Here is a 24,333-nt window from a genome sequence, read left to right on the forward strand (position 1 = left end):
GAGCTCCGGGGGTGTAGGAATAGCCGAACAAGCCCTGGTCAGGGCATGGTTCGGCGCGCGCGCTGCCTCCCATCCGGACTGTCACCGTCGGTACCGGAATCTCACCGGATCAGCCGGCCGATGGCTTCGGTCGGGTCGCGGACTTTACCGCCGGTTCGGAATTGCACCGACCCCGGAGCACGCTTCGCGGCGCTGCTGCGCCACGTCTCACTTGTCCTGCTTTGCACTGCTGTCGTACTGAGTAGCGGGCCGTGTGAGGGTCTATCCCTCATCAGCCTTATGACTCGGTAACAAGTCTGCCATGACAGATGTTCCACCCGCCATACCGACCCCCCACCCCTGACCACATCGGGCCAACCAAGCGCTCGCTTGGTGCGCTCAGGGACCTCGCGCGCCCGACCACCGCGGAGGCGGCGCGATCGAACACCGAAGCCGATCGGCTCGGGCGCGGAGGTCGTGCGCGCTCAGGCCCTGCCGAAGCCGATGGGCTCGGGCGCGGAGGTCATGCGCTCAGCCCTTGCCGGAGCCGATGTGCTCGGGGCGGCGGGTCGTGGGGGCTCAGCCCCTGCCGAAGCCGATGGGCTTGGGGTGGGCGGTCTTGGCCTCGGCGAGGGCGCGCAGTTCGCGGATCGCGTCGGCGGGGTCTTCCGCGCCGTAGACGGCGTTGCCCGCGACGAACACGTCGGCTCCGGCCTCGGCGCAGCGCTCGATGGTCTCGGCCGACACGCCGCCGTCGACCTGAATCCACAGGTCGAGATCGCGCCCCTTGGCCATCTCCCGCGCGCGGTGGATCTTCGGCAGGACCACGTCGAGGAACTTCTGTCCCCCGAAACCGGGCTCAACGGTCATGAGCAGCAGCATGTCGAGTTCCCCGAGCAGGTCCTCATACTGCTCGACCGGCGTCGCCGGGTTCAGCGCCAGCGACGCCCGCGCCCCGGCCGCCCGGATCATCCGCAACGTCCGGATCGGCGCCTTGGCGGCCTCCGCATGGATCGTGACGCTCTTGGCCCCCGCCTCCGCATAGGCCGGAGCCCACCGGTCGGGGTCCTCGATCATCAGATGGCAGTCGAGCGGAAGCGCACTGTGCTTCAGCAGCGCCTCCACGATCGGCAGCCCGAGCGTGAGGTTCGGCACAAAGTGGTTATCCATCACGTCGACATGCACCCAGTCGGCGGCCTCCGAGATGACGGCCACCTCCTCGGCGAGCCGCGCGAAGTCAGCGGACAGAATGCTGGGAGATATCTGAATACCCATGATGACCCCAAAGTCTAAGCGCCCCCACCCCCCACCCCCTCCCCCACCCGAGTGACCCCCCAGGTGACCCCACCCCCACCCCCACAATCCCTCCGGACCTACACAAAACCCAGCCCCCCACCCCGCGCAGTCCCCTCAAGACCACACGAAACCCAGCCCCCTCCCCGCGCAGTCCCTCGGGACTACACGGAACACAGCCCGCCCCTACCCGCGAAGTCCCCTCGGGACCGCACGAACACAGCGCCCCCTTACCCGCGCAGTCCCCGCGAGACTGCACAGAACACAGTGCGCCCCTCCCCGCCCAGTCCCTTCCGAACTACACGGAACACAGCGCCCCGCCGTCCCCGCGCGGTCCCCACGGGACTGCGCGGCAGACAGCGCCCCCTACCCCCTAACCGCGCAGTCCCTTCGGGACTGCGCGGGGAGTTCAGCGCGCCCGAGCACGCGGCAAGCCGCGCCTGACGGCGCTCCGCTGGACCCCCGGCCCTACCGCACCTGAAAGATTCCCGACCTCAGCCACGGGCCAGCGCGTCGCCCCCAAGGCCCCGGGCCTTGGGAGACCCAGTTTCCAGCGGCCCGGGCACCTTCCCCCCGCAGTTGGAAGGTGGAGGTCAACTGTTCCGCCGCCCTCGATGGGAGGCAGCGCCAGCTCTTCCTCGCAGTCCCGAAGGGACTGCGAGGAAGGGAATTAGAGCTTTGTTAGGAGGGCTAGGAACATGGCGTCTGTGCCGTGGCGGTGGGGCCAGAGTTGGGCGTAGGGGCCCGCGCCGAGGTGGGAGAGGCCGGGGGCGACGGAGGTGAGGACGTCGACGGCGTCGAGGCGCTTGATGTCCGAGCGGGCGCGCAGGACGTCGTCCACGACCACGCGGGTCTCCGCCAGGTGCGGGGAGCAGGTGACGTAGGCCACGACGCCGCCCGGGCGTACCGAGTCCAGGGCCGTCGTCAGGAGGCGGCGCTGGAGGGGGCCGAGTTCGCCGACGTCCTGCGGGGTGCGCCGCCAGCGGGCCTCGGGACGGCGGCGGAGCGCGCCGAGCCCGGAGCACGGGACGTCAACGAGGACGCGGTCGAACGACGCGGGCTCCCACGCGGGCGCGGTCCCGTCGGCGACGAGGACAGTCGTGTTGTCGCCGACGACGCGGGTGATCAGCTCGGCCCGGTGCGGCTGCACGTCGCAGGCGAGCAGCTTCGCGCCGCGCTGCGCGCCGAGCGCCGACAGCAGCGCCGCCTTGCCGCCGGGGCCGGCGCACACGTCGAGCCACGCGGCGTCGGGCCCGTCGAGCGGGGCCGCGGCGAGCGCCAGCGCGACGAGCTGGCTCCCCTCGTCCTGGACGCCCGCGCGTCCCTCCCGGACGGCGGCGAGCTCACCCGGGTCGCCCTCGGGAAGGTAGGCCGCGTAAGGCGAGTAGGCGGCGGGCCCCGCGCCGAGGTCGTACAGCTCCTCGACCGCGATCCGGCCGGGCCGTGCGACCAACGTCACGCCGGGACGCTCGTTGTCGGCCGCCAGCAGATCCTCGATCTCGGCGGGCCCGACCGCGTCCCTCAGCGCAGAAACCACCCATTTCGGATGGCTGTAGGTGACCGAGAGGCGGCCGAGCTCGTCCTCGGGCGCGATCACGACGAGCCAGCCGGGCAGGTCGCGCGACGTCACCCGGCGCAGCACCGCGTTGGCGAACTTCGCCTGCCCCGGTCCCGCCACCGACCTGACGAGGTCGACCGTCGTGGACACCGCAGCGTGCGCGGGAATCCGGGTGCGCAGCAGCTGGTGGACGCCCAGGCGCAGCAGATCGCGCAGCGGCGGGTCGATCTTGGCGACCGGGCGGTCGCTGCACAGGTCGAGGATCGCGTCGTAGGTGCCGCGTCCCCGAAGCGTCCCGTAGGTCAGCTCGGTCGCGAGGGCCGCGTCACGTCCGGACAGCTCACGCTCGCGCAGGATGCGCGGCAGGAGCAGGTTGGCGTACGCGTCGCGGGTATCGACCGCGCGCAGGACGTCATAGGCGGCGCGGCGTACGGCGTCGCCGGGCGTGCGGCGTTTGGCCTGGCGCGCGGGCCTGCGGGTGTCGTGCGGCCGGGCGCGGTGTGCGCTTCTGCGGCGCGGTTCGGGCATGGGTTCTCCCCCGGACGTCTCATGCGGCTCGTGCCTCTTACACGGCACATCCCCGAAATGTGGTGCGGATCAGACGAAACGGTCGGCGTCGGTCAGGCGCAGTCCGCGCGCCCAGTCGACCGCCCGCATCCGCTTCTTGCCGGGGGCCTGGACCTCGCTCAGCGCCACCGGATGGGTGGCGGTGCCGACCAGGACCTCGGTGCGGTTGACCTTGATCTGCCCGGGCTCCAGCGGGCCGCCGCCCGCCGCGGGCCTGACCGGGCCGAGCTTGATCCGGTCCTCGCGCAACGTCGTCCACGCGCCCGGCGCGGGCGTGCAGGCCCGGCAGAGCCTGTCGACCCGCATCGCGGGGGCCGACCAGTCGACGCGCGCGGCCTCGGGGGTCAGCTTCGCCGCGTACGACACGCCCTCGTCGGACTGCGGGACGGCCCGCAGACCGCCGATCTCCAGCCCGTCCATCGTGTCGGCGAGCAGCCGCGCGCCCGCGACCGACAGCCGCTCGAGCAGGGAGCCCGTGGTGTCGTCGGGACGGATCGGCTCGGTGAGGTGGCCGAAGACCGGGCCGGTGTCCAGGCCCTCCTCGATCTGGAACGTCATCGCGCCGGTGATCTCGTCGCCCGCGAGGATCGCGTGCTGCACCGGGGCCGCGCCGCGCCAGGCCGGCAGCAGCGAGAAGTGCAGGTTCACCCAGCCCAGGCGCGGGATCGCCAGCGCCTCCTTGCGCAGGATCGCGCCATAGGCGACGACGGGGCAGCAGTCCGGCTCGAGCTCCGTCAGCCGGGCCAGGAACTCGGGGTCGCTCGCCTTGACGGGCTTCAGCACCTCGATCCCGGCGGCCTCGGCGACCTCCGCGACGGGGCTCGCGGCGAGCCTGCGGCCGCGTCCGGCGGGGGCGTCGGGCCTGGTGACGACCGCGACGACCTCGTGCGAGGAGTCGAGCAGGGCCTTGAGCGGCGGTACCGCGGTCTCCGGGGTCCCGGCGAAGACGAGTCTCATCTCAGATCGCCCTGCCGAAGGTGCTGTGCGGCGACGCCCTGACCACCGGCGCGGGCTCGCCGAACCACTCGGCCTCGCGGATCGCCTTCATCGCCTGCTTGCGCTGCTCGGGGTCCATCCGGTCGATGAAGAGGATTCCGTCGAGATGGTCGGTCTCGTGCTGCACACAGCGCGCTAGCAACTCGGTGCCTTCGACGGTGATCGGCTCGCCGTGCATGTTGAAGCCCTTGGCGACGACGCCGTACGCCCGCTTTGTCGGGAACGTCAGACCCGGCATGGACAGGCACCCCTCGTCACCGTCCTGGATCTCCTCCGACAGGTCGAGCGACGGGTTCACCAGATGCCCGAGCACGTCGTCCACGTAGTACGTGAACACCCGCAGCCCCACCCCCAGCTGCGGCGCGGCGAGCCCCGCCCCCGGCGCCTCCACCATCGTGTCGGTGAGGTCCTTGACCAGCGTCCGCAACTCCTTGTCGAAGTCCACAACGGGCTCGGCGGGAGTGCGCAGCACCGGATCGCCGAAGAGACGGATCGGCTTGACAGACAAGACGGCTCCTAGCTCAGAAGGTTCTACGGATCGCAGTAAGTCTACGCGCGCCCCCGACCACCCCTCGGCGACCGACGACCGCCCCCTCGACTCCCCCGCCAAGGCCACACCCCCGGGCAAAACCCCCAACCCGGCCAAGGCCACGGCCCCAGAACCCAACGCTCGCGAGGGCCCAGCCCACCCGAGGCCACGGCCTCGGGCCCTCCCGCTGCGCGAGGGTTCCAGCTAAGCCGGGGCCACGCCTCTGACCACCTCCCGCTGCGCGAGGGTTCCAGCTCAGCCGGGGCCACGGCCTTTGAGTGGAAGACCCCAGAGTGATTGGGCGCGTCGCCGTCTGGACCGGAGGACTTGCGAGCCCCCAGGCGAGCAAGTCCGGAGGGAAGACGGCGACTTCCCGGCGCCCAATCACCGCCGCGGCGGAGCCGCGGCAATAAAACACAGCCCAATCACCGGCCGAGCGGAGCGAGGCCCATTATTTAGACCGCGCCTTGAAGACTGCCTTGCGGGCGGCCTTCGCCAGGTCGCGGTCGTGGTGGTGGTCGCCGATGGCTTCGAGGACGTCGGCGACGTCGGGGTGCGGGATGCGCCAGATGTCGGAGATGAGGCCGGTGAGGTCGGCTTCCTCCGGGGTGTCGGACAGGGCGAGGTGGACGGCGTCGTGCGGGCCGAGCGCCTCGGTCATCCCGGCGACGGTGTCGACGAACATCCACTGCATGTCGGCGTCGGACGGCATCGCGGACTCGTCGCCGTGGCCGTTCAGCCACATCAGCGCGTACGGGCGGGTCTCGGGGAACTCGAGCGCCCCCCGGATCAGCTGTTCGGCGGGCCGGTCGACCTGGCCGAGCACGACCGCGGCGATGTTGCGCTGCGCGGGACGGCCCTGGCGCATGAGGTTCAGCAGGCCCTGCGCGGCCTCCTCGGCGGAGCGCTGCGACAGCCAGAGCGCGATCTCCTCCTCGGCGGTGTCCTCGCGGTGGAAGCCGAGCCCCTTGATCAGGTCCTCGGCCGTGGACTCGGCGAGGTCGCCGATGAGCGGCGCGGTGTAGCCCTCGGCGAGCAGCAGTTCCCGGACGGCGAACACGCCGAGCGGGGTGAGCACGGCCTCGTCGGCGGTCGCGAACTCCACCGCGCCCCAGCGCGCGAAGTCCTCGAGGTCGAGGCGCAGCGCCTGCGGGACGCCCTCGGCGAAGACCTCGCCGTCGGCGACGTCGTATCCGGCCTGGATGTGCTCCAGGAGGTCAACGACGAGCTGGCCGATCGCGACGGGCTCGCCGTTCTCGTACAGCCGCAGCAGCACGCCCGGCAGCTCGCTCCACACGACCTCGACGGGGCTGAGCGACGATCCCTCGGCGTACTCCTGGCCGACGAGGCCGTCCAGGAGGGCGATCCAGACGCCGAGCACCTCCTCGTCGGAGGACAGGTCGGGGCGGCCGCCCTGGGTGATCGCGGTCCCGTCGGTCTCGACGAGGCCGATCTCGGTGAGCGCGTCGTACATGCGCTCGACCTCGGGGAACGCGCCGCCGCCCGCGCGCGGGACGGGCAGGCCGAGCGCGTTGGCCGCGGACTCGGCGTCGGCGGCGGACAGGCGGCCGCGCTCGGCGGGGCGCTCGCCGATCCAGTCGGCGAGGCCGAGGGCCTCGCGCAGCAGGCCGGAGTCGCGCGCGGTCGCGGCGAGCTCGGCCACGGGGGCCAGGCGCACCGGCGGCACGACGTTCTCGGCGGCGAACTGGCGCATCGTGCGCTGCATCCGCTCTTCTTCGGGGAGCGCCTCGAACGCGGCGATCCACGCCTCGACGGCGTCCTCGTCCTCGAGGTCGACGCCCTCGGCGGCCATCATCCTGCCGAGGAACTCCATCGCCTCGCCGTCGTCCTCGCCACCGCCGGAGTCGGCCAGCGCCTCGGCGACGCGGGGCTCGACGCCGTCGAGCAGCGTCCGGCACTCGGCCGCGACGGACTCGGCGAGCTCGCCGCCGCGCGCCAGGTACTCCACGAGCGCGCGGGCCGCGCCGACCACCGCGGGCGCGTCCTCAGGCCCGGCGACGACGTTCTCGGGGAAGTCCTCGAGCAGCGTCTCTTCCAGCAGTTCGGCGGTCAGCTCCGCAGTGTCGTTCAGATCGAGCAGCGACACGATGATCCGCGCGCCGTGCACGTCCGCCCCGCCCCGGTCCCCCGCCCACTTGTCGAACCCGGCGACGGTCTTGTCCACCCACTTCTCAGCCACCCGTCAACCCTAAAGGAGAACCCGCCCGCCCGCTCCCAAAGCCCCTTCGAGCCCCCGAACCCCAACCCCGCAAAGCCCAACAAACCCCACCCCCAAAGCCCCTCCCAAAAGGCGAAGCCCACACCTGCCAAGGCCCGGCCGTCGCTTCCTCCCCACAGCCCCGAAGGAACCGCAGAAGGCCCAGACACGCGCAGACGAGGCGCTCACCGCGGAAACACAGACACGCGCGGACAAGGCGTTCACACCCCGAAAGGACTGCGGAACTCAGACACGCGGGGGCGGGGCGTTCGCGGCCCCAAAGGGACTTCGGGACACAGGCACGCGGGGGCGGGGCATTCACGGCCCCGAAAGGACTTCGGGACACAGGCACGCGGGGGCGGGGCGTTCGCGGCCCCAAAGGGACTTCGGGACACAGGCACGCGGGGGCGGGGCATTCACGGCCCCGAAAGGACTTCGGGACACAGGCACGCGGGGGCGGGGCATTCGCGCCCCCGAAGGGGCTGCGGGAACACAGAGACGCGCAGGCGGGGCGTCGCTTCTTTCCCGCAGTCCCGAAGGGACTGCGGGAGGGGGTTTCGGGGGGTTAGAGGAGTTCTAGGGGGTCTAGTTGGATGCGGACGGGGTCGGGGGGGCGGCGGGCGCTGCGGATGGACTGGGCCTCCTTGAGGGCGCGGGCGAGGGCCGGGGAGGCGGTGCGGGGAACGCGCAGGAGGGCGCGTTCGCGCGGGTCGTCGGCGGTCGGGTCGCCGTGCGGGACTGGGCCGAGGAGTTCGGCGTCGTCGGGGAGGCGGGCGTGGTCGAGGAGGTCGCGGATCGCGGCGGGCGGGCCGGTGAGCGACGCCATCCGGGCGGCGGGCGGGAACCGCAGCTCGCGGCGTTCGGCGAGCTCGCGTTCGGCGAACGTCACCGGGTCCCAGCGGACGACGGCCTGCACGACCGGCAGCGCGCCGTCGGCCGCGAGCACGACCGCGCCCTGCGGCCTGACCAGCGCGGCGGCGTTCAGCCAGCGGCGCAGCGCCTCCTCGTTGACGCGCAGGTCGGGGCGGCCGAGCATGGCCCACCCGTCGAGCAGGAGCGCGGCCGCGTACCCTCCCTCCGCGACGGGTTCGGCCCCCGGCGTCGACACGACGAGCTCAGGCCGTCCGGACACCTCGGCGAGCACCCCGTCACGGCCCGACGTGCGGACCGTCACGCCCGGGAAGGCACGGCCCAGCTCCTCTGCGGTGCGCCCGGCCCCCACGACGACCGCGCGCACCCGGGTCCCGCCGCACTCCGGGCAGCGCCACGCGCCCGCGATCGCGCCGCACCACCGGCACGCGGGCGCGCCGCCCGCCGAGCCGAGCGCGAGCGGCCCCGCGCACGCCGGACAGCGCGCGGGCTCACGGCACTGCGCGCACGCCAGGGCGGGGAGGTATCCCCTTCTCGGGACCTGGACGAGCACTGGCCCGTCGGCGAGCGCGGCCCGCGCCGTCCGGAACGCCAGCGCCGTCAGCCGCGCGACGCGGGCCGCCTCGTCCCTGGCCAGCTCCGCGTCCTCCCCCGCCGGCCTGACCCGCGGCATCACCGCCCGGACGGTCTCGCGCGCCGCCACCACCGGACGCGCCCACCCCGTCTCCACGAGCCGCGTCGCGTCGGCGGTCCTGGTCACCCCCCCGAACAGCGCCGCCGCGCCCGCCCGATGCGCCCGCAGCACAAGCACTTCACGGGCGTGCGGATAGGGCGCGTGCGGCTCAGCGTGCACGTCGTCCCCGTCGTCCCACAGCACCACGAGCCCCAGGTCACGTACCGGCGCGAACATCGCGGCCCGCGTCCCCACCACGATCCGCGCCTCCCCCCGCAGCACCCGCAGCCACTCCCGATACCTCCGCTCCGGCCCATCCTCAGCCCGCAGAACCACAACCCCCACCCCACCTTCCGGCCCGCCAACCCCCTTGCCCGAAACCACGACGACAGCGTCCCCAGCCCCTCCAGACGCGACAGAACCCACGCCGACACCGACCGCTGAACCTCCCGTGCCCCCTCCAGCCGCGACGGCTCCCCCGGCCGAACCCGCGACAACGTCCGCAGAACCTTCCACGGGTCCTTCGGGCGCGTCGGGCCCTTCGGCCGCGACCGCGTCAGCCGACGACCCGGCACGCTGCCCGGGCGCGGCGTCGGACGACGACCCCGCACGCTCCCCGCACGCGGCCCCTCCTTCAGCCGCCCCCGCGTCGGCCGCGTCGGCCGGGGCGCTCCCTCCGCTCCCGCCAGACCCTTCGGCCTGGGCCACGACGGCGGCGACGTCCCAAGCCTCCGCACGTGCTCCGGAACCCGCCGCACGGTCAGCCGGGGCCGCGACGGCGATGTCAGCGCGGCCTCTCGTACGGCGCCCGAGCGCGGTGGGAGCGCTGGGCGAAGCTTCCGCGCGCATTTCGGGGGCGGGCGCGGTGGGGGTGCCGGGCGGAGCCTCCGTGCGCATTTCGGGCGTGGGCTCGGTGGGGGCGCTGGGCGGGGCTTCCGTGCGGCCTTCGGGCGCGGGCGCGGTGGGGGCGTTGGGCGGCGCTTCCCTGCGGACTTCGGGCGCGGGCGCGGGCGCGGGCGCGGTGGGAGCGTCGGGTGAGGCGGCGGGGGTGGTGGGGGGCGCGGTAAGGGCGGTGGGCGCGGCTTCCGTGCGCACTTCGGAGGCGGGGGCGGCGGGGGTGGTGGCTGGGGGGGCGTCGGGGTGGGGTGAGGGGGTGGTGAGTTCGGTGGTGAGGGCCTTGGCCAGGCGGAGGGCTTGGCGGCCGTCGGGGAGGACGATGAGGACGCCTCGGCCGGTGGAGGCGGTGGCGCGGGCGGCGCGGGCAACGGCGGCGGGCCAGTCGGGGCCGGGCAGGGCGGTCCAGACGGCGCGGGGGGAGCGGCCGTCGGCGAGCGCGGCGAGGTAGGACGGGCCCGCCGGGTAGGACGCCCAGGGGCCGGGGTCGTCGGGCGGCGGCGGGAGGGGGGCGGGCGCGGAAGGCGCGCGCTTCTCCGCGCGGGCGTGCCTGGGGGGCACGGCGAGGCGGACGACGTCGGCGAAGGTCCCCGCGTAGCGGTCGGCGACCTCGCGGGCCAGCGCCGCGATCTCGGGCGTGAGCACGGGCTCCTCGGACACGACGCGCTCCAGGAACACGAGTCTGCCCTCATGGTCGCTGCTCGCGACCCGCTCCAGCAGGAACCCGTCCATCAGCTTGCCGTGGAACCTGACGCGCACGCGGCAGCCCGGCACGGCACGCTCGGCGAGCCGCGCGGGCACGAGATAGTCGAACACCCGGTCGAGGTGCGGGAGCGGCACGTCCACCGCGACCCGCGCCACCGGGAGCTCCGCCGCCCGCTCGGGCACGCCCGCCTGCTGCTTACCGCCCGCCTTGCCTGCACCACCCCCATTGCCCGTTTTGCCAGCCTTGTTACGCGTCTGCTCGGCCTCCGCCGCCAGCCCCTCCGTCCCCGGAATCAGCCCGTCCTCACCCACCCCCCACACCTATCACCCCCGCCGCACCCGCGCATTTCCCGCCTGTGGACAACCCCGCCCGCCGACCTCGCGGAACAGCAAAGTCCATTAATCTTGACGCATGAGTCCAATTAGGGCTACGTTCAGCCAGGACCGATAAGTCGACTTATTCGGTCTGAAAAGTTCATTCAGCCCCATGGACAGGAATCCCCCGTGAGACGCACCCCTGTGCGCCGTACCGCTCGTCGCGGACGGCGGATCGCGGCACTGTCGGTCGCCCTCGTCGCGCTGCCGCCCCTCGCCTCCTGCGCCGCCGGAGAGCCCGCCGACGACGGCGACGGCACCGCGCGCCCCGGCGGCACCCTGACGTTCGCCGTGGCGTCCGACGCGGGCTGCGCCGACCCGCACCAGGTCGGCAGCAGCGACACCCTGTACTCGCTCCGCCAGACCGTCGACTCGCTCACCGACCAGGACCCGGCGACCGGCGAGATCGTCCCGTGGCTCGCCGAGAGCTGGCGGATCAGCGCCGACGCGAAGACCTTCACCTTCGTGCTCCGCCCCGGCGTCACCTTCAGCGACGGCACCCCCCTCGACGCCGCGGCCGTCAAGGCGAGCTTCGACGCGATCCCGAAGCTCGGCGCACTCGCCGTCCAGGCCACCGCCTACCTCGACGGCTACACCGGCACCAAGGTCGTCGACGACCGCACCGCAGAAGTCTCCTTCGAGCGCCCGAACGCCCAGTTCCTCCAGGCGACGACCACACCCGTGTTGTCGGTCGTCTCCCCCAAGAGCGCAGACAAGTCCCCACAGGAACGCTGCACCGACGGCGTCGTAGGCACCGGCCCGTTCGTCCTCGCCGAGTACGCCCCCAACCAGTCGGCGACCCTCACCCGACGTGACGACTACGCCTGGGGCTCGTCCCTGTGGAAGAAGAAGGGCGCGGCCTACCTCGACAAGCTCGTCTTCACCGTCGTCCCTGAGTCCGGCGTACGGACGGGCGGCCTTACCTCCGGCCAGGTAGACGCGATAGGCAGGGTCGCCCAAGCCGAGGAAGCCGCCATCAAGGGCGCGGGCGCGGGGCTGGTCGGCCACACGATCCCCGGAGTCGGCTACAACCTTGGCCTCAACAGCGACAAGCCGGCTCTGCGCGACGTACGGGTCCGCCAAGCCATCCGGTCAGCTGTGCACCGCCAGCAGATCGTGGAGACTGTGTTCTCCAGCGGCACGAAGCCCGCGACGAGCGTCCTCGCCGAGAACACCCCCGGCTACACGGACCTGAGCGCGGACCTCTCCTACGACCCCGCCCGCGCGAAATCCCTTCTGGACGCCGCAGGTTGGACCCCTGGCCCGGACGGCATCCGCGTCAAGGACGGCGAGAAGCTGACCCTCAAGACCGTCTGGTTCAACAACGTCGCTGTCTTCAAGCCCGCGCTTGAACTCCTCCAGCAGCAGCTCAAGGACGTCGGCGTCGACCTCGCGCTGACTGAGCTCCAGGTCTCCCAGTTCCCCGCGCTGCTCAAATCCGGCGATTTCGATGCTTTCTGGGGCGGCAACTACAACCGCGCCGACCCCGACGCCCTGCGCACCCTGTACTCGACACGGCTCAACAACGCCTACCGCATCCCCGCGACCGGCCTCGACGCGCTCCTCGACCGCCAGGCCGCCGAAGCCGACCCGGCCCGCCGCGCCGACCTCGTCGCCGAGGCGCAGCGGCTGATCGTGGAGAACGCCTACGTCGTCCCCGTCGTGGACCAGCGGACCGTGCTCGGCGTCTCGGCCAAGGTGCACGACCTGGCTTTCGCGGGCTCCGGCGACGTCCACCTGCACGACACCTGGAAGAGCTGAATGCCCCGGTACGTCCTGCTGAGGCTGGGCCAGGCCGCCGTGGTCCTGTGGGCCGCGTACACCGTCTCGTTCCTGGTCCTCGTCCTCCTGCCCGGCGACGCCGTCGCCGCGCTCACCGGGGCCGCGGGGGCCGCCTCCTCGGTGAGCCCGGAGCGCCTCGCCGAGCTGCGCCGCGAGTACGGCGTGGACGAGCCCCCGCTCGTCCAGTACGCGGCGCAGCTCGGCGACGCCGTCACCGGCGACCTCGGCGCGTCGTTCGCCACGGGACGCCCGGTGACGGCGCTGCTCGCCGAGGCGCTGCCGCCGACCCTTACGCTCACCCTCAGCGCGCTCACCCTCGCACTTGTCCTAGGCGCTGGTATCGCCCTCGCGGCGACCTACGGATCACGGCCCTGGCTACGGCAGCTGCTTCTGTCGCTGCCTCCTTTGGTCGCGTCTGTGCCCGCCTTCTGGGTGGGGCTCATGCTGATCCAGCTTCTGTCGTTCCGCTTCCGCCTCTTCCCGGCCTTCGGAGACGACGGCGTACGCGGCCTCGTCCTACCGGCCCTCACCCTCGCGGTGCCTACGGCGGCGATCATCGCCCAGGTACTCGCGAGGAGTCTTATGACCGCGTTGGCCGAGCCGTACGTGCGCACAGCACGCGCGAAGGGCGCGGGTCCCGTACGCGTCCACGTACGGCACGCGCTGCGCAACGCGTCACTGCCCGCTCTTACCGTCGCGGGCCTCCTGGTCGGCGGACTGCTCGCCAACTCCGTGCTTGTCGAGACGGTCTTCTCGCGCAACGGCCTGGGCAGGGTCGTCGTCTCGGCGGTCACCACCCAGGACATTCCGGTCGTTCAGGGCGTCGTCGTGCTCAGCGCCGCGGTGTTCGTCGCGGTGAACCTGCTGGTCGACCTGCTGTCCCCGCTGCTCGACCCCAGGATCGCCCTGGGAGGCCCCCGATGATCTCCTCCCTCCTCCGACGTCCCGGCCTCGCCCTCTCGGTCCTCGTGGTGGCCTCCGTCGTCCTCGCCGCATGCCTCCCCGACGTCCTCGCCCCCGCCGACCCGCTGCGCGGCGTGCCCGCCCAGCGGTTCCAGCCGCCCAGCGCGCGGCACTGGTTCGGCACCGACGAGCTCGGCCGCGACCTGTACGCCCGTGTGGTCCACGGCGCAGCCCTCTCGCTCAAGGCGACGCTCGTCGCGGTGGCCGTCGCGTTCGCGGCGGGCGGCGCGATCGGCTCGGTCGCGGGCTTCGCGGGCGGGCGGCTCGACGGCGTGCTCATGCGCGGCGTCGACGTGCTGCTGTCCATCCCCGCGCTGTTCCTGTCGCTCGCGCTGGTCACCGCGCTCGGACGCGGGACTTTGAACGTGGCGGTGGCGGTCGGGGCCGCGAGCGTCGCGGCGTTCTCGCGGGTGATGCGGGCCGAGGTGCTGCGGGTCAGACAGGCCGCGTATGTGGACGCCGCGCGGGTGTGCGGCGTGCGCTGGAGCGGCGTCCTGTTCCGGCACGTCCTGCCGAACGCGCGGGGGCCGGTGATCGCGCTCGCGACGGTCGACCTCGGGACGGCGGTGCTGGCTGTCGCGTCGCTGGGGTTCCTCGGTTACGGCGCGCCGCCTCCCGCGCCCGAGTGGGGGACCCTCATCTCGGGCGGACGCGACTACCTCGCGAACGCGTGGTGGCTCTCGACCCTGCCCGGCCTTGTGGTGGTGGTGACAGTGCTCTCACTGAACCGGATAGCGCGCGCGCTCGACGGCGAAAGGGTTCCCCGGTGAAGGACGCTCCCCTGCTTTCGGTGCGCGGTCTGTCGGTCTCCTACCGGGGGCCTGCGGGACGCGTTCCTACGGTCCGCTCCGCCGACCTCGATATACGTCCCGGAGAGATCGTCGCCCTTGTCGGCGAGTCCGGCTCCGGTAAGAGCACGATCGCGCACGCCGTCACCGGGCTGCTTCCCGAGGGCGCGCGGATCGACGGCGGAAGCATCACCTTCGCCGGACTTGACCTCGCCCGCCTTCCCGAACGTGCCTTCCGGGCCGTACGCGGCTCCCGTATCGGGTTCGTCCCGCAGGACCCGGGCGTCGCGTTGAACCCCGTCCAACGGGTCGGCGTACAGGTCGCCGAGGCGCTCGTCGTCCATGGGCTCGCCGGACGCCGTAGCGCGCGGGCCGAGGCCGTCGCCCTGCTTGGGCGCGCCGGCCTTCCCGACGCCGCCGTGCGCGCGCGGCAGTACCCGCACGAGCTGTCCGGAGGCATGCGGCAAAGGGTGCTCATCGCGATGGCGATCGCCGCGCGGCCGGAACTGATCGTCGCCGACGAGCCCACCAGCGCGCTCGACCCGACGGTTCAACGCCTTGTCCTTGACGAGTTCACCGCGCTCGCCTCCGAGACGGGCACCGCCGTCCTGCTCATCACCCATGACCTGGGCGTCGCCGCCGACCGCGCCGCGCGCACCGCGGTCATGGCGGCGGGCCAGATCGCCGAGACGGGCCCGACAGCCCGTCTCCTCACCCGCCCCCGCGCCTCGGTGACCCGCGCCCTCATATCCGCCTCAGGCGACCGTGACGGCCCCGCAGCCCCGCCGCCCGGCCCTCCCCTGCTCGCGGTCGACGCCCTTGTCAAGGACTTTCCCCTCGGAAAAGGCACATTCCGGGCGGTCGACGGCGTCAGCTTCACGCTCGGCCGCGGCGAGACGCTAGCCCTGGTCGGCGAGTCGGGCTCCGGCAAGACGACGACGGCCCGGCTCGTCCTGCGCCTCACCGACCCCGCCTCCGGCCGGATCATGCTCGACGGCGAGGACGTCACCCGGCACCGGGGCGAGCCGCTGAGGCAGCTGCGCCGCCGCATCCAGCTGATCCACCAGAACCCCGCGTCCTCCTTCGACCCGCGCCTATCGGTCCGCGACGTCGTCGCCGAGCCGCTACGCGCCTTCGGCATCGGAACCCGGGCGGAAAGGACGGAACGCGCAAGCGCGCTGATCGAGCAGGTCGCCCTACCCCCATCCGCGCTGCACAGACGCCCCGCCGAACTGTCCGGCGGCCAGGCCCAACGCGTCGCGATCGCCCGCGCACTGGCCCTGTCACCCGTGCTGATCGTGTGCGACGAGCCCGTCTCCGCCCTCGACGTCTCGATCCGCGCCCACATCCTCGACCTACTAGCCGCCCTCCAAGACCAAACCGGCATCTCCTACCTCTTCATCACCCACGACCTGGCCGCCGTCCGCCGCATCGCCCACCGCGTCGCCGTCATGCACACCGGCCAAATAATCGAAACCGCCCCGACCCCCACCCTCCTCACCACCCCCACCCACCCCCACACCCAAGCCCTCCTCACCGCCCTCCCCGGCCAAAGCCACACCACCCCAGCCCACTAAACCAACGCGGAAGCCACCATCGCCTAAGCACACAGGGAAGGTACCGACGACCACCTCCACCCCCGCGCCCTCCTCACCGCACCCCCGGCCGAAGCCGCACGATTCCAGCGCGCTAAACCGACGCGGAAACCGCCACCTGCGCCCTCCTCGCCGCGATTCCGGCCAGGGTCGCGCCGCCCCGGCCGCGCTCAACCGACGCGGGGCCGCCGCCCGCGCGCTCCTCGACGCGGCCCCCGGCCGAAGCCGCACACGCGCCAGCGCGCCAGACCGACGCGGGAGCCGCCGTCGCGTAGGCGCGCAGGAAGGTGTCGGCGGGCGACCTCCGCACCCGCGCGTTCCTCGCCGCGATTCCCGGCCAAAGCCGCACCGCCCAGCGCGCTAAACCGACGTGGGAACCGCCACCCGCGCGCTCCTCGACGCGGCCCCCGGCCGAAGCCGCACACACCCCAGCCCGCTAAACCAACGCGGCAGCCGCCGTCGCGTAAGCGCGCAGGAAGGTGTCGGCGGGCGACCTCCGCACCCGCGCGTTCCTCGCCGCGATTCCCGGCCAAAGCCGCACCGCCCAGCGCGCTAGACCAATGCGGGAGCCGCCACCCGCGCGCTGCTCGGCGCGATTCTCGGCCGAAGCCGCACGGCATCAGCGCGTTAGACCGATGCGGGAGCCGATGGGGCGTAGGCGCGGAGGAAGGTGTCGGTGGCGGCTTCGGCGATGGACTTGATGTCGGGGTCTGGGACGGGGCGGGTGCCCATGCGGGAGCGGGCCTCGACGGGGGCGGTGAGGAGGGCGAGTAGTTGTTCGGCGGCCTGTTCTGGGTCGCACGGGCGCAGGTCGCCTGACAGGGCGAGGCGGGCGAGCCGGTCGGCGACGGCGGGGCCGAGCCGTCCGGCGAGCCGGTTCTGGATGACGTCCACGAGCTCGGGAAAGCGCGCGCGCTGGGCGTAGGTGAGGGAGCGCAGCGCCGTAGAGCGCGGGTCACAGCAGATCCGTAGCATCGCGAAAGCCGCCTCGTTGAGGGCTGCGCGCAGATCAGCGCCCGGGTTGCGCAGCAGTTCGACGGCCTCAAGGTTGGCGGCCAGTACGGCGTCGGCGGTGACGGCCATCGCCTCGGCGAAGACTTCCGGCTTGTCCTGGAAGTGGTTGTACACGGTCTGCTTGGAGACCCCCGCCTGCTCCGCGACGTCCTGCATGCTCGCCAGCTCGTACCCGCGCCGCGCGAACACCTCGAACGCCGCCTCGACTATCGCCCGCCTCTTGTCGACGCGCCCGCGCCCTGCCCCCGCCACATCGCCCACCCTACCCAGCCCGGAACGACCCGGATGCCCGAAGACCTGAGCACTACGACGGCGTCGGACGGCCGAACCCGGGCGCGGTCCCCGTCGCGACGAGCCCGGCCGCCGGCGAGACCCGCCGACGGGTGATCAGCCATCGGCCGTCGATCAGCGCGTAGTCGTCCTCGACCCGGCCGATCGTGGTCCAGTCGGCCGGACGATGGAATCCGCCGGGCGTGCGGGTCGCCGCCCAGTGCCACACCGTGGCATAACCGGACAGATGCGGCAGCTCCCCGTCCCAGCTGATCGAGCTCATCCCCGCGACGTGCGCGACCGCGGGTCCCCCCTCGACGGCGGGACCGGTGCCCGCGAGCATGAACGACGTGAAGGCGTCGCGCCCGGCGAACCGCTGCGGCGGCCCCGGCATGATCGTGTACTCGATGTCGGCGTCGGCGGCGAAGCACTCGACGCCGAGCCGCGCGTAGTCGCCCCGGTCGGCGAGCTGGAAGAACCGGAAGTAGGTCTGCCGGATCTCCCGCTCGGCCTCGAGGATCTCCAGCGTGCTGAGCGAACCCATCATGCCCTCCAAACTTAGATCGACAAGTCCAGAATAGTGGACTCGTGCGTCCAAGTAAGGGAAACCCGCACAAACAAAACAAGGCCCGTGCCCCACAGCGGGGACACGGGCCTTGACGAAGCCTGACTACAGGCCGACCGCCGAACGCAGCGCCTCGGCGCGGTCGGTGCGCTCCCAGGAGAAGTCCGGCAGCTCACGGCCGAAGTGGCCGTAGGCGGCGGTCTGGGAGTAGATCGGACGCAGCAGGTCGAGGTCGCGGACGATCGCGGCCGGGCGCAGGTCGAACACCTCGAGGACCGCGGCCTGCAGCTTGGTGATGTCCACCTTCTCGGTGCCGAAGCCCTCGACGAACACGCCGACGGGCTGGGCCTTGCCGATCGCGTAAGCGACCTGGACCTCGGCCCGGTCGGCCAGGCCCGCGGCGACGATGTTCTTGGCGACCCAGCGCATCGCGTACGCGGCCGAGCGGTCGACCTTGGACGGGTCCTTGCCGGAGAACGCGCCGCCGCCGTGCCTGGCGTAGCCGCCGTAGGTGTCCACGATGATCTTGCGGCCGGTCAGACCCGCGTCGCCCATCGGGCCGCCGATCTCAAAGCGGCCGGTCGGGTTCACCAGCAGCCGGTAGCCGTCGGTGTCGATCTCGAACTCCGCGAGGACCGGGTCAACGACGAGGTCCTTGATGTCCGGGGTCAGCAGCTCCTTGAGCGAGATGTCAGGGGCGTGCTGGGAGGAGACGACGACGGTGTCGAGGCGGACCGCCTTCGCGCCGTCGTACTCGATGGTGACCTGGGTCTTGCCGTCGGGGCGCAGGTAGGCGACGTCGCCGTTCTTGCGGACCTCCGACAGCCGCTGCGCGAGCCGGTGCGCGATGGTGATCGGCAGCGGCATCAGGGTGGAGGTCTCGTTGGTGGCGTAGCCGAACATGAGGCCCTGGTCGCCCGCGCCCTGCCGGTCGAGGTCGTCGCCCGCCTGGCCCTCGCGGTTCTCGTAGGCGTCGTCGACGCCCTGGGCGATGTCCGGGGACTGCGCGCCGATGGAGACCGACACGCCACAGGAGTGCCCGTCGAAGCCCTTGGCCGAGGAGTCGTAGCCGATCTCCAGGATCTTCTCCCGGATGACGCCGGGGATGTCCACGTAGGTCTCGGTGGTGACCTCGCCGGCCACGTGCACCTGGCCTGTGGTGATCATCGTCTCGACGGCGACCCGGCTCTTCGGGTCGTCCTTGAGCATGGAATCGAGGATCGCGTCACTGATCTGGTCGGCGATCTTGTCCGGGTGGCCCTCGGTGACCGATTCAGAGGTGAAGAGGCGACGGGACACTACGTGAACTCCTTGCAGCGGCTGCTGACTTGAACCAGTAGCAGGTTGACGGGGTCGAGCCGGGTGCGGTCCGGCCCGCGGTTCAGATTCGTGGATCAGGCGAACGAAGTCTAGCCTTACCGGCCGTCGCGGCGCTTGGGCGGCGCGGGCGTCAGCCGAGCAGGGCGGCGACCTCGTCCCAGACCGCGGAGGCGAGCTGGTCCTTGCTGCCGCGCGGGATCTCCCGTTCGGTCCCGGTCGCCGCGAGGATCACCCCGGCGTTGTCGGGAGCGCCGAACGTCAGGTTCTCGCCCACCTGGTTGACCACGAGCAGGTCGCAGCCCTTGCGGGCGAGCTTGGCCCGTCCGTTGGCCAGGACGTCGTCGGTCTCTGCCGCGAAGCCGACGATGACCTGCCCGGGGGCGCGCCGCGTGACGAGCTCGGCCAGGATATCCGGATTCTTCACCAATTCGATAGGCAAAGTCTCCAACTTGTCGGTCTTCTTGATTTTGGAGCCCTGGAAGACCGACGGACGGAAGTCGGCGACGGCCGCCGCCATCACCACGGCGTCGGCGGAGGCGGCGACGTCCCGCATCGCCTCACGCAGCTCGAGCGCCGACCCGACGCGCACGACCGAAACCCCTGCGGGGTCGGCCAGGGCGGTGTTGGCGGCGACCAGGGTGACCTTCGCGCCGCGCGCGGCGGCGACCCGGGCGAGGGCGTAGCCCTGCAAGCCCGAGGAGCGGTTGCCGATGAAGCGGACGGGGTCGATCGGCTCGCGGGTGCCGCCCGCCGAGACCACCACATGCCTTCCGACGAGGTCGCGCGGATCGCCCGCGAGCACCCGCCGCGCCACCTCGAACAGCTCGGCCGGGTCGGGCAGCCGCCCGGGGCCGGTGTCCTTGCCCGTCAGCCGCCCCGAGGCGGGTTCCACGACGACGTCGCCGCGCTCGCGCAGCAGCGCCACGTTCGCCTGGGTCGCGGGGTGCTCCCACATCTCGGTGTGCATCGCGGGCGCGAACACCACGGGACACCGTGCGGTGAGCAGCGTGTTGGTGAGGAGGTCGTCGGCGATGCCGTGCGCGGCCTTGGCGAGCAGGTTGGCCGTGGCGGGCGCGACGAACACGAGATCGGCGCCCTGCCCGATCCGCACGTGCGGGACCTCGGCGACGCCGTCCCACACGCCGGTCTGGACGGGCTGGCCGGACAGCGCGGCCCAGGTGGGCTCGCCGACGAACCGCAGCGCGTCGGCGGTCGGCACGACCTTGACCTCATGGCCCGACTCGGTGAGCCGCCGCAGCAGCTCGCACACCTTGTACGCGGCGATCCCGGCGCCGACGCCGAGAACGACCCTCGGCCGGCTCAAGCCTCGATCGGCTCGGTGTGCAGCAGGCCCTCACGCACCTCGCGCAGGGCGATGGACAGCGGCTTCTCCTGGACCTGGGTCTCGACCAGCGGCCCCACGTACTCCAGCAGGCCCTCGCCGAGCTGCGCGTAGTAGGCGTTGATCTGCCGGGCCCGCTTGGCCGCGATGGACACCAGGCCGTACTTGGTGTCGACGACCTCGAGCAGCTCGTCGATCGACGGGTTGGTGATGCCCTCGCTGTTGGCAGCCACAATGCGCCCCTCAATAGTGATCAGTGGTCAGCCATCAAGGCTAGCAGTTCCTCGATGACGCCAGGCACCGAGTGGTTGACCAGCGTGGTGTCGAACTCCTTCTCGGCGGCGAGCTCGACGCGGGCGGCGGCGAGACGCCGCTCGATCACCTCGTCGGACTCGGTGCCGCGCCCGACCAGGCGGCGGACCAGCTCCTCCCAGCTGGGCGGGGCGAGGAAGACGAGCCGTGCGTCCGGCATGGTCTCGCGCACCTGGCGCGCGCCCTGGAGGTCGATCTCCAGCAGGGTGGGGACCCCTGCGGCGAGCCTGTCCTCGACGGGGGCGCGGGGGGTGCCGTAGCGGTTGCCCGCGAACTCGGCCCATTCCAGCAGCGAGCCTTCGGCGACCATCCGGTCGAATCCGGCGTCGTCGGTGAAGTAGTACTCGACGCCGTCGGTCTCACCGGGACGTGGCTTGCGGGTGGTCACCGACACCGACAGCCAGACCTCGGGGTGGTCGGCGCGCAGGTGGGCGATGACTGTGCTCTTGCCTACGCCGGACGGTCCGGACAGGACCGTGAGGCGTTTGGTGGCCCGCGGCGTAAGGGCGGGTGAATCGGAGGTTTCCATGACGCCCCAGGTTTATCACGACCCCGGCGGCGCGGGCGGGGTGTCCTGCCGGGTCAGGACCGGTGGCCGGACCCGGCGGGACGCGCGCCGCTACTTGTTGCCCAGCTCGCGCTCCAGGGAGGCGCGCTGGTTGGCGCCCAGGCCCCGCACGCGGCGGGACTCGGCGATGCCGTGCCGCTCCATGATCTGCTTGGCGCGGACCTTGCCGACGCCGGGCAGCGACTCCAGGAGCGCGGAGACCTTCATCTTGCCGACGATGTCGTCGGCAAGGCCCTGCTGAAGCACGTCGGAGAGTGAGATCTCCTGGTTCTTGAGCTTGACCTTGACCTCTGCGCGCTCCCTGCGGGCCAATGCGGCCTTTTCCAGGGCCGCGGCACGCTGTTCGGGGGTAAGGGGCGGAAGAGCCACGCCGGTCACCTCGTGTTTTCCACTCGACGGAGTCGGACGCCCCGGAAACTAGCGACTTTCCCCCCCATAAAGCAACGTGATGAGCGGTTATTCCCGTGAGATATCTACGAAATTCTCTATCCGTAATCGAGCCATCACACTGCGTCTATCGCAATTGCGCTACAGCCCGGCTGCCTGGGCTTTCACTCACCCCTGGGCGCGCAGTGCCGCCGCGATCTCGGCGGCGGCCCTTCCCGGGTCCGAATCCCGGGTAATTGGCCGTCCGATAACCAGCAGATCGGCCCCCGCGGCGAGCGCGGACTCGGGCGTCGCGACGCGCGTCTGGTCGTCGGCGGCGGCTCCCGCAGGGCGCACGCCGGGGGTGATGAGGTCGATTCCTTCGCCTACCTCCGCGCGCACAAGGGCGACCTCGCGCGGGGAGCACACCAGCGCGCGGGCCCCGGCCTCGACGGCGAGGGCCGCGAGCCTGCGGACGGCGTCGTCGGCGGGCCCCGCGACGCCCACGGCCGCAAGGTCGCCCTCGCCCATGGACGTCAGCACGGTCACCGCTGTGATCTTCGTCTCCGGCGCGGCCGCGGCCGCCGCCTTCACCATCGCGGTGCCGCCCAGCGCGTGCACGGTCAGGTACGCGGGGGCGAGGTCGGCGACGGCGTGGACTGCCTTCTCGACCGTCGCGGGGATGTCGTGCAGCTTCAGGTCGAGGAACACCCGCCGCCCGCCCGCCTCGCGCACCCGCGCGACGGCCTCGCGCCCATAACGCAAGTACAGCTCGAGGCCGACCTTGACCGTGCTGACGTGCGGGGCGACCTGGCCGGTCCAGCGGACGGCCGTGGCGATGTCGTCGGTGTCAAGGGCCACCGCGATGGGCGCGGGCGTCGTCATGAGAACTCCTCGATACGGGCGCGCGGGCGCGCGATCTGGGGGACCGCCGAGGCGGGCCGGTGGGCGAGCCCGACGGCGTCGCCGGGCCTGGTCATCCCCCGCGCGGCAAGGGCCTCCTCCAGCTCCCTGAGAATGCGCTGGGGGGCCGACGGGTCGTGCAGGAGGGTGGTGCCGACGGAGACGGCGGTCGCGCCCGCCACGAGGAACTCAAGCGCGTCGGACCCGGTGGCGACGCCGCCGCCGCCGACGATCGGCAGTTCCGGGATCGCGGCGTGGACCTGGAAGACGCAGCGCAGCGCGACGGGCCGCAGCGCGGGCCCGGAAAGGCCGCCGGACACGCCGCTGAGCGCGGGCCGCAATGTGGCCGGATCAATGGCCAGTCCGGAGACCGTGTTGATGAGTGACAATCCGGTGGCCCCGGCGTCGGCACAGGCCAGTGCAATGGTCGCGATATCTGTCACGTCAGGCGAAAGCTTGGCCAATACCGGGACGTCCCGATGAATTGCGCCGCGCACCGCGCGGACGACCTCCGCGGCGGCCGCCGGAGAGGCCGCGAACATACGTCCCCGGTCCTCGGCGTTCGGGCACGCGACGTTCACCTCGACCCCGACGATCGACCGCGCGGCCGGGGACGCGGCGAGCCGTCCGGCGACCTCCCCGAACTCCTGCACGCTCCCCCCGCCGACCGAGACGACGGTCGGCACCTCGTGCTCGGTGAGCCACGGCAGATCCCGCGCGAGGAACGCGTCGAGCCCGGGGCCCGGCAGCCCCATCGCGTTGAGCAGCCCGCTGGGCGTCTCGGCCATCCGGGGCGTCGGCCGCCCGGCCCTGGGCCGTCCCATCACCGTCGCGGTGGTGAACGCGCCGAGCCGCGCGAGATCGGTGTAGGGCGCGAGCTCACGCCCGCTCCCCCCGCACCCCGACGCCGTAAGCAGCGGGTTGGCGAGCGTGACGCCCCCGATCCGCGTACTCAGATCCACGGTTCTCCTCCTAGGAGCAGGTCGACTCGATCAACCGCGCGGCCCGCCCAGGGCGTCGAGGGGGATCGTGCCGAGGTCGGTCCAGCGGACGCGTTCGCCGCGCAGGACGGGGCCCTCGGCGCAGGCGCGGACCATGCGGGTGTGGCCGTCGTCGCCGATGACGGGCAGGACGCAGGACGCGCACACGCCGATGCCGCACGCGCCGGTCTCGCCGAGCAGCTCGCCGAGGCTGACCTGGCAGGGGATGCCGAGGGACGAGGCGATGCCGCTGACGGCGCTGAGCATGCCGGTGGGGCCCGCGGCGTAGACGACGTCGGCCTCGGTCCGGTCGATGATCGCGGGCAGCAGGTCGGGGACCATGCCCGCGGTGCCGAGGGAGCCGTCGCGGGTGATGACCGTGGAGCTGTCGCCGATCCGCTGGGCGCTGAGCGCCCCGTACACCTGGTGGGCGTGCGGGGCGGCGAGCACGAAGTGCACCTTGCAGTCGCGCTGGCGCAGCGCGTCGGCGAGCGCGAACAGCCCGGACGAGCCGTGCGCGCCCCCGACGAGCAGGCAGGAGGCGGGGTCGCGCGGCAGCGGGAAGGGGCGGCCGAGCGGCCCGATGAGGTCGAGCGCGTCGCGGGAGCGGCGGGAGGCGAGCCACCGGCTGCCGGGGTCGTCGGCGGCGAAGACGAACTCGACGGTGCCGCCGTAGTCCGGCTTGACCTCGTACACCGGCAGGCAGCGCCGCGCCAGCAGCGAGGTGTGCTCACCGCCGACGGCGACCGCGACGAACTGCCCCGGCCTGAACCGCTCGGCGACGGCCGGGGCCACCACGGTCATCGCGTGGTAGGCCGCCACCTGCCGGACCGTGAGGACGGTCCCGGGCGACTGGACGGGTCCCGTCCCGCCGGATGCCTCGGTGGAGATGGCGGCCTCCCTCTCGA

At 72.5% G+C, this 24,333-nt stretch carries 21 protein-coding genes and 1 riboswitch; of the genes, 4 read left to right on the plus strand and 17 right to left on the minus strand.

All coding sequences use genetic code 11. From position 1 onward, the window contains the following. Positions 1–55: 55 nt before the first annotated feature. A riboswitch (FMN riboswitch) is annotated at positions 56–185 on the minus strand. A 373-nt stretch (positions 186–558) separates the two neighbouring features. From rpe to R9X44_RS25345, 6 genes are all read right to left on the minus strand, one after another. Then, on the minus strand, positions 559–1,254 hold the full coding sequence (gene rpe, locus R9X44_RS25320) for a ribulose-phosphate 3-epimerase (protein WP_319816768.1): 696 nt from the start codon (positions 1,252–1,254) through the stop codon (positions 559–561). Positions 1,255–1,942: 688 nt separating this feature from the next. Continuing rightward, positions 1,943–3,358: an RsmB/NOP family class I SAM-dependent RNA methyltransferase gene (locus R9X44_RS25325; RefSeq protein WP_319816769.1), complete on the minus strand. Its 1,416-nt coding sequence runs from the start codon at positions 3,356–3,358 to the stop codon at positions 1,943–1,945. Between the two features lie 69 nt (positions 3,359–3,427). Then, a complete protein-coding gene (fmt, locus tag R9X44_RS25330; RefSeq protein WP_319816770.1) occupies positions 3,428–4,354 on the minus strand; it encodes a methionyl-tRNA formyltransferase in 927 nt (308 codons plus the stop codon). 1 nt (position 4,355) lies between these two features. Continuing rightward, positions 4,356–4,901: a peptide deformylase gene (gene def / locus R9X44_RS25335; RefSeq protein ID WP_319816771.1), complete on the minus strand. Its 546-nt coding sequence runs from the start codon at positions 4,899–4,901 to the stop codon at positions 4,356–4,358. A 472-nt stretch (positions 4,902–5,373) separates the two neighbouring features. After that, a complete protein-coding gene (locus R9X44_RS25340; protein ID WP_319816772.1) occupies positions 5,374–7,122 on the minus strand; it encodes a hypothetical protein in 1,749 nt (582 codons plus the stop codon). A gap of 583 nt (positions 7,123–7,705) precedes the next feature. Beyond that, positions 7,706–10,594 (minus strand): primosomal protein N', encoded by a 2,889-nt coding sequence (locus R9X44_RS25345; protein WP_319816773.1) that lies wholly within the window; start codon positions 10,592–10,594, stop codon positions 7,706–7,708. 192 nt (positions 10,595–10,786) lie between these two features. On the opposite strand from R9X44_RS25345, the gene R9X44_RS25350 reads away from it, so the two are divergent. Genes R9X44_RS25350 through R9X44_RS25365 form a run of 4 tightly spaced genes read left to right on the plus strand, consistent with a single transcriptional unit; the run spans position 10,787 to position 15,767 of the window. After that, complete coding sequence (locus R9X44_RS25350) at positions 10,787–12,418, plus strand: ABC transporter substrate-binding protein (protein ID WP_319816774.1); 1,632 nt, start codon at positions 10,787–10,789, stop codon at positions 12,416–12,418. Beyond that, positions 12,419–13,363, plus strand: a complete 945-nt coding sequence (locus R9X44_RS25355; protein ID WP_319816775.1) for an ABC transporter permease — start codon at positions 12,419–12,421, stop codon at positions 13,361–13,363. Then, entirely contained in the window at positions 13,360–14,172 is an 813-nt protein-coding gene (locus R9X44_RS25360; RefSeq protein WP_319816776.1) for an ABC transporter permease, read from the plus strand. The genes R9X44_RS25355 and R9X44_RS25360 overlap by 4 nt, the downstream gene beginning before the upstream one ends. Next, the gene (locus tag R9X44_RS25365; protein ID WP_319816777.1) at positions 14,169–15,767 is read left to right on the plus strand and encodes an ABC transporter ATP-binding protein; all 1,599 of its coding nucleotides are present in this window, start codon (positions 14,169–14,171) and stop codon (positions 15,765–15,767) included. The genes R9X44_RS25360 and R9X44_RS25365 overlap by 4 nt, the downstream gene beginning before the upstream one ends. 112 nt (positions 15,768–15,879) lie before the next feature. On the opposite strand, the gene R9X44_RS25370 is transcribed toward R9X44_RS25365, so the two are convergent. From R9X44_RS25370 to R9X44_RS25420, 11 genes are all read right to left on the minus strand, one after another. Further along, complete coding sequence (locus tag R9X44_RS25370; protein WP_319816778.1) at positions 15,880–16,095, minus strand: hypothetical protein; 216 nt, start codon at positions 16,093–16,095, stop codon at positions 15,880–15,882. A gap of 317 nt (positions 16,096–16,412) precedes the next feature. Continuing rightward, the gene (locus tag R9X44_RS25375; RefSeq protein WP_319816779.1) at positions 16,413–17,051 is read right to left on the minus strand and encodes a TetR/AcrR family transcriptional regulator; all 639 of its coding nucleotides are present in this window, start codon (positions 17,049–17,051) and stop codon (positions 16,413–16,415) included. 52 nt (positions 17,052–17,103) lie between these two features. After that, entirely contained in the window at positions 17,104–17,616 is a 513-nt protein-coding gene (locus R9X44_RS25380; RefSeq protein WP_319816780.1) for a nuclear transport factor 2 family protein, read from the minus strand. A gap of 123 nt (positions 17,617–17,739) precedes the next feature. Further along, positions 17,740–18,933 (minus strand): methionine adenosyltransferase, encoded by a 1,194-nt coding sequence (gene metK / locus R9X44_RS25385; RefSeq protein ID WP_319816781.1) that lies wholly within the window; start codon positions 18,931–18,933, stop codon positions 17,740–17,742. Between the two features lie 151 nt (positions 18,934–19,084). After that, positions 19,085–20,278, minus strand: coding sequence for a bifunctional phosphopantothenoylcysteine decarboxylase/phosphopantothenate--cysteine ligase CoaBC (coaBC, locus tag R9X44_RS25390; protein ID WP_319816782.1), 1,194 nt, complete (start codon positions 20,276–20,278; stop codon positions 19,085–19,087). After that, on the minus strand, positions 20,275–20,529 hold the full coding sequence (rpoZ, locus tag R9X44_RS25395) for a DNA-directed RNA polymerase subunit omega (RefSeq protein ID WP_230616361.1): 255 nt from the start codon (positions 20,527–20,529) through the stop codon (positions 20,275–20,277). The genes coaBC and rpoZ overlap by 4 nt, the downstream gene beginning before the upstream one ends. 20 nt (positions 20,530–20,549) lie before the next feature. After that, positions 20,550–21,137 (minus strand): guanylate kinase, encoded by a 588-nt coding sequence (gmk, locus tag R9X44_RS25400; protein ID WP_319816783.1) that lies wholly within the window; start codon positions 21,135–21,137, stop codon positions 20,550–20,552. A 90-nt stretch (positions 21,138–21,227) separates the two neighbouring features. Then, positions 21,228–21,545, minus strand: coding sequence for an integration host factor, actinobacterial type (gene mihF, locus R9X44_RS25405; RefSeq protein ID WP_211359585.1), 318 nt, complete (start codon positions 21,543–21,545; stop codon positions 21,228–21,230). A gap of 186 nt (positions 21,546–21,731) precedes the next feature. Beyond that, positions 21,732–22,427, minus strand: a complete 696-nt coding sequence (gene pyrF, locus R9X44_RS25410; RefSeq protein WP_319816784.1) for an orotidine-5'-phosphate decarboxylase — start codon at positions 22,425–22,427, stop codon at positions 21,732–21,734. Beyond that, on the minus strand, positions 22,424–23,407 hold the full coding sequence (locus tag R9X44_RS25415; RefSeq protein ID WP_319816785.1) for a dihydroorotate dehydrogenase: 984 nt from the start codon (positions 23,405–23,407) through the stop codon (positions 22,424–22,426). The genes pyrF and R9X44_RS25415 overlap by 4 nt, the downstream gene beginning before the upstream one ends. Before the next feature lie 30 nt (positions 23,408–23,437). Continuing rightward, complete coding sequence (locus R9X44_RS25420; RefSeq protein WP_319816914.1) at positions 23,438–24,229, minus strand: dihydroorotate dehydrogenase electron transfer subunit; 792 nt, start codon at positions 24,227–24,229, stop codon at positions 23,438–23,440. Positions 24,230–24,333 lie beyond the last annotated feature (104 nt).

Origin of the sequence: Actinocorallia sp. A-T 12471 (assembly GCF_033875155.1) — a bacterium.
Classification (GTDB): Bacteria; Actinomycetota; Actinomycetes; order Streptosporangiales; family Streptosporangiaceae; genus Actinocorallia.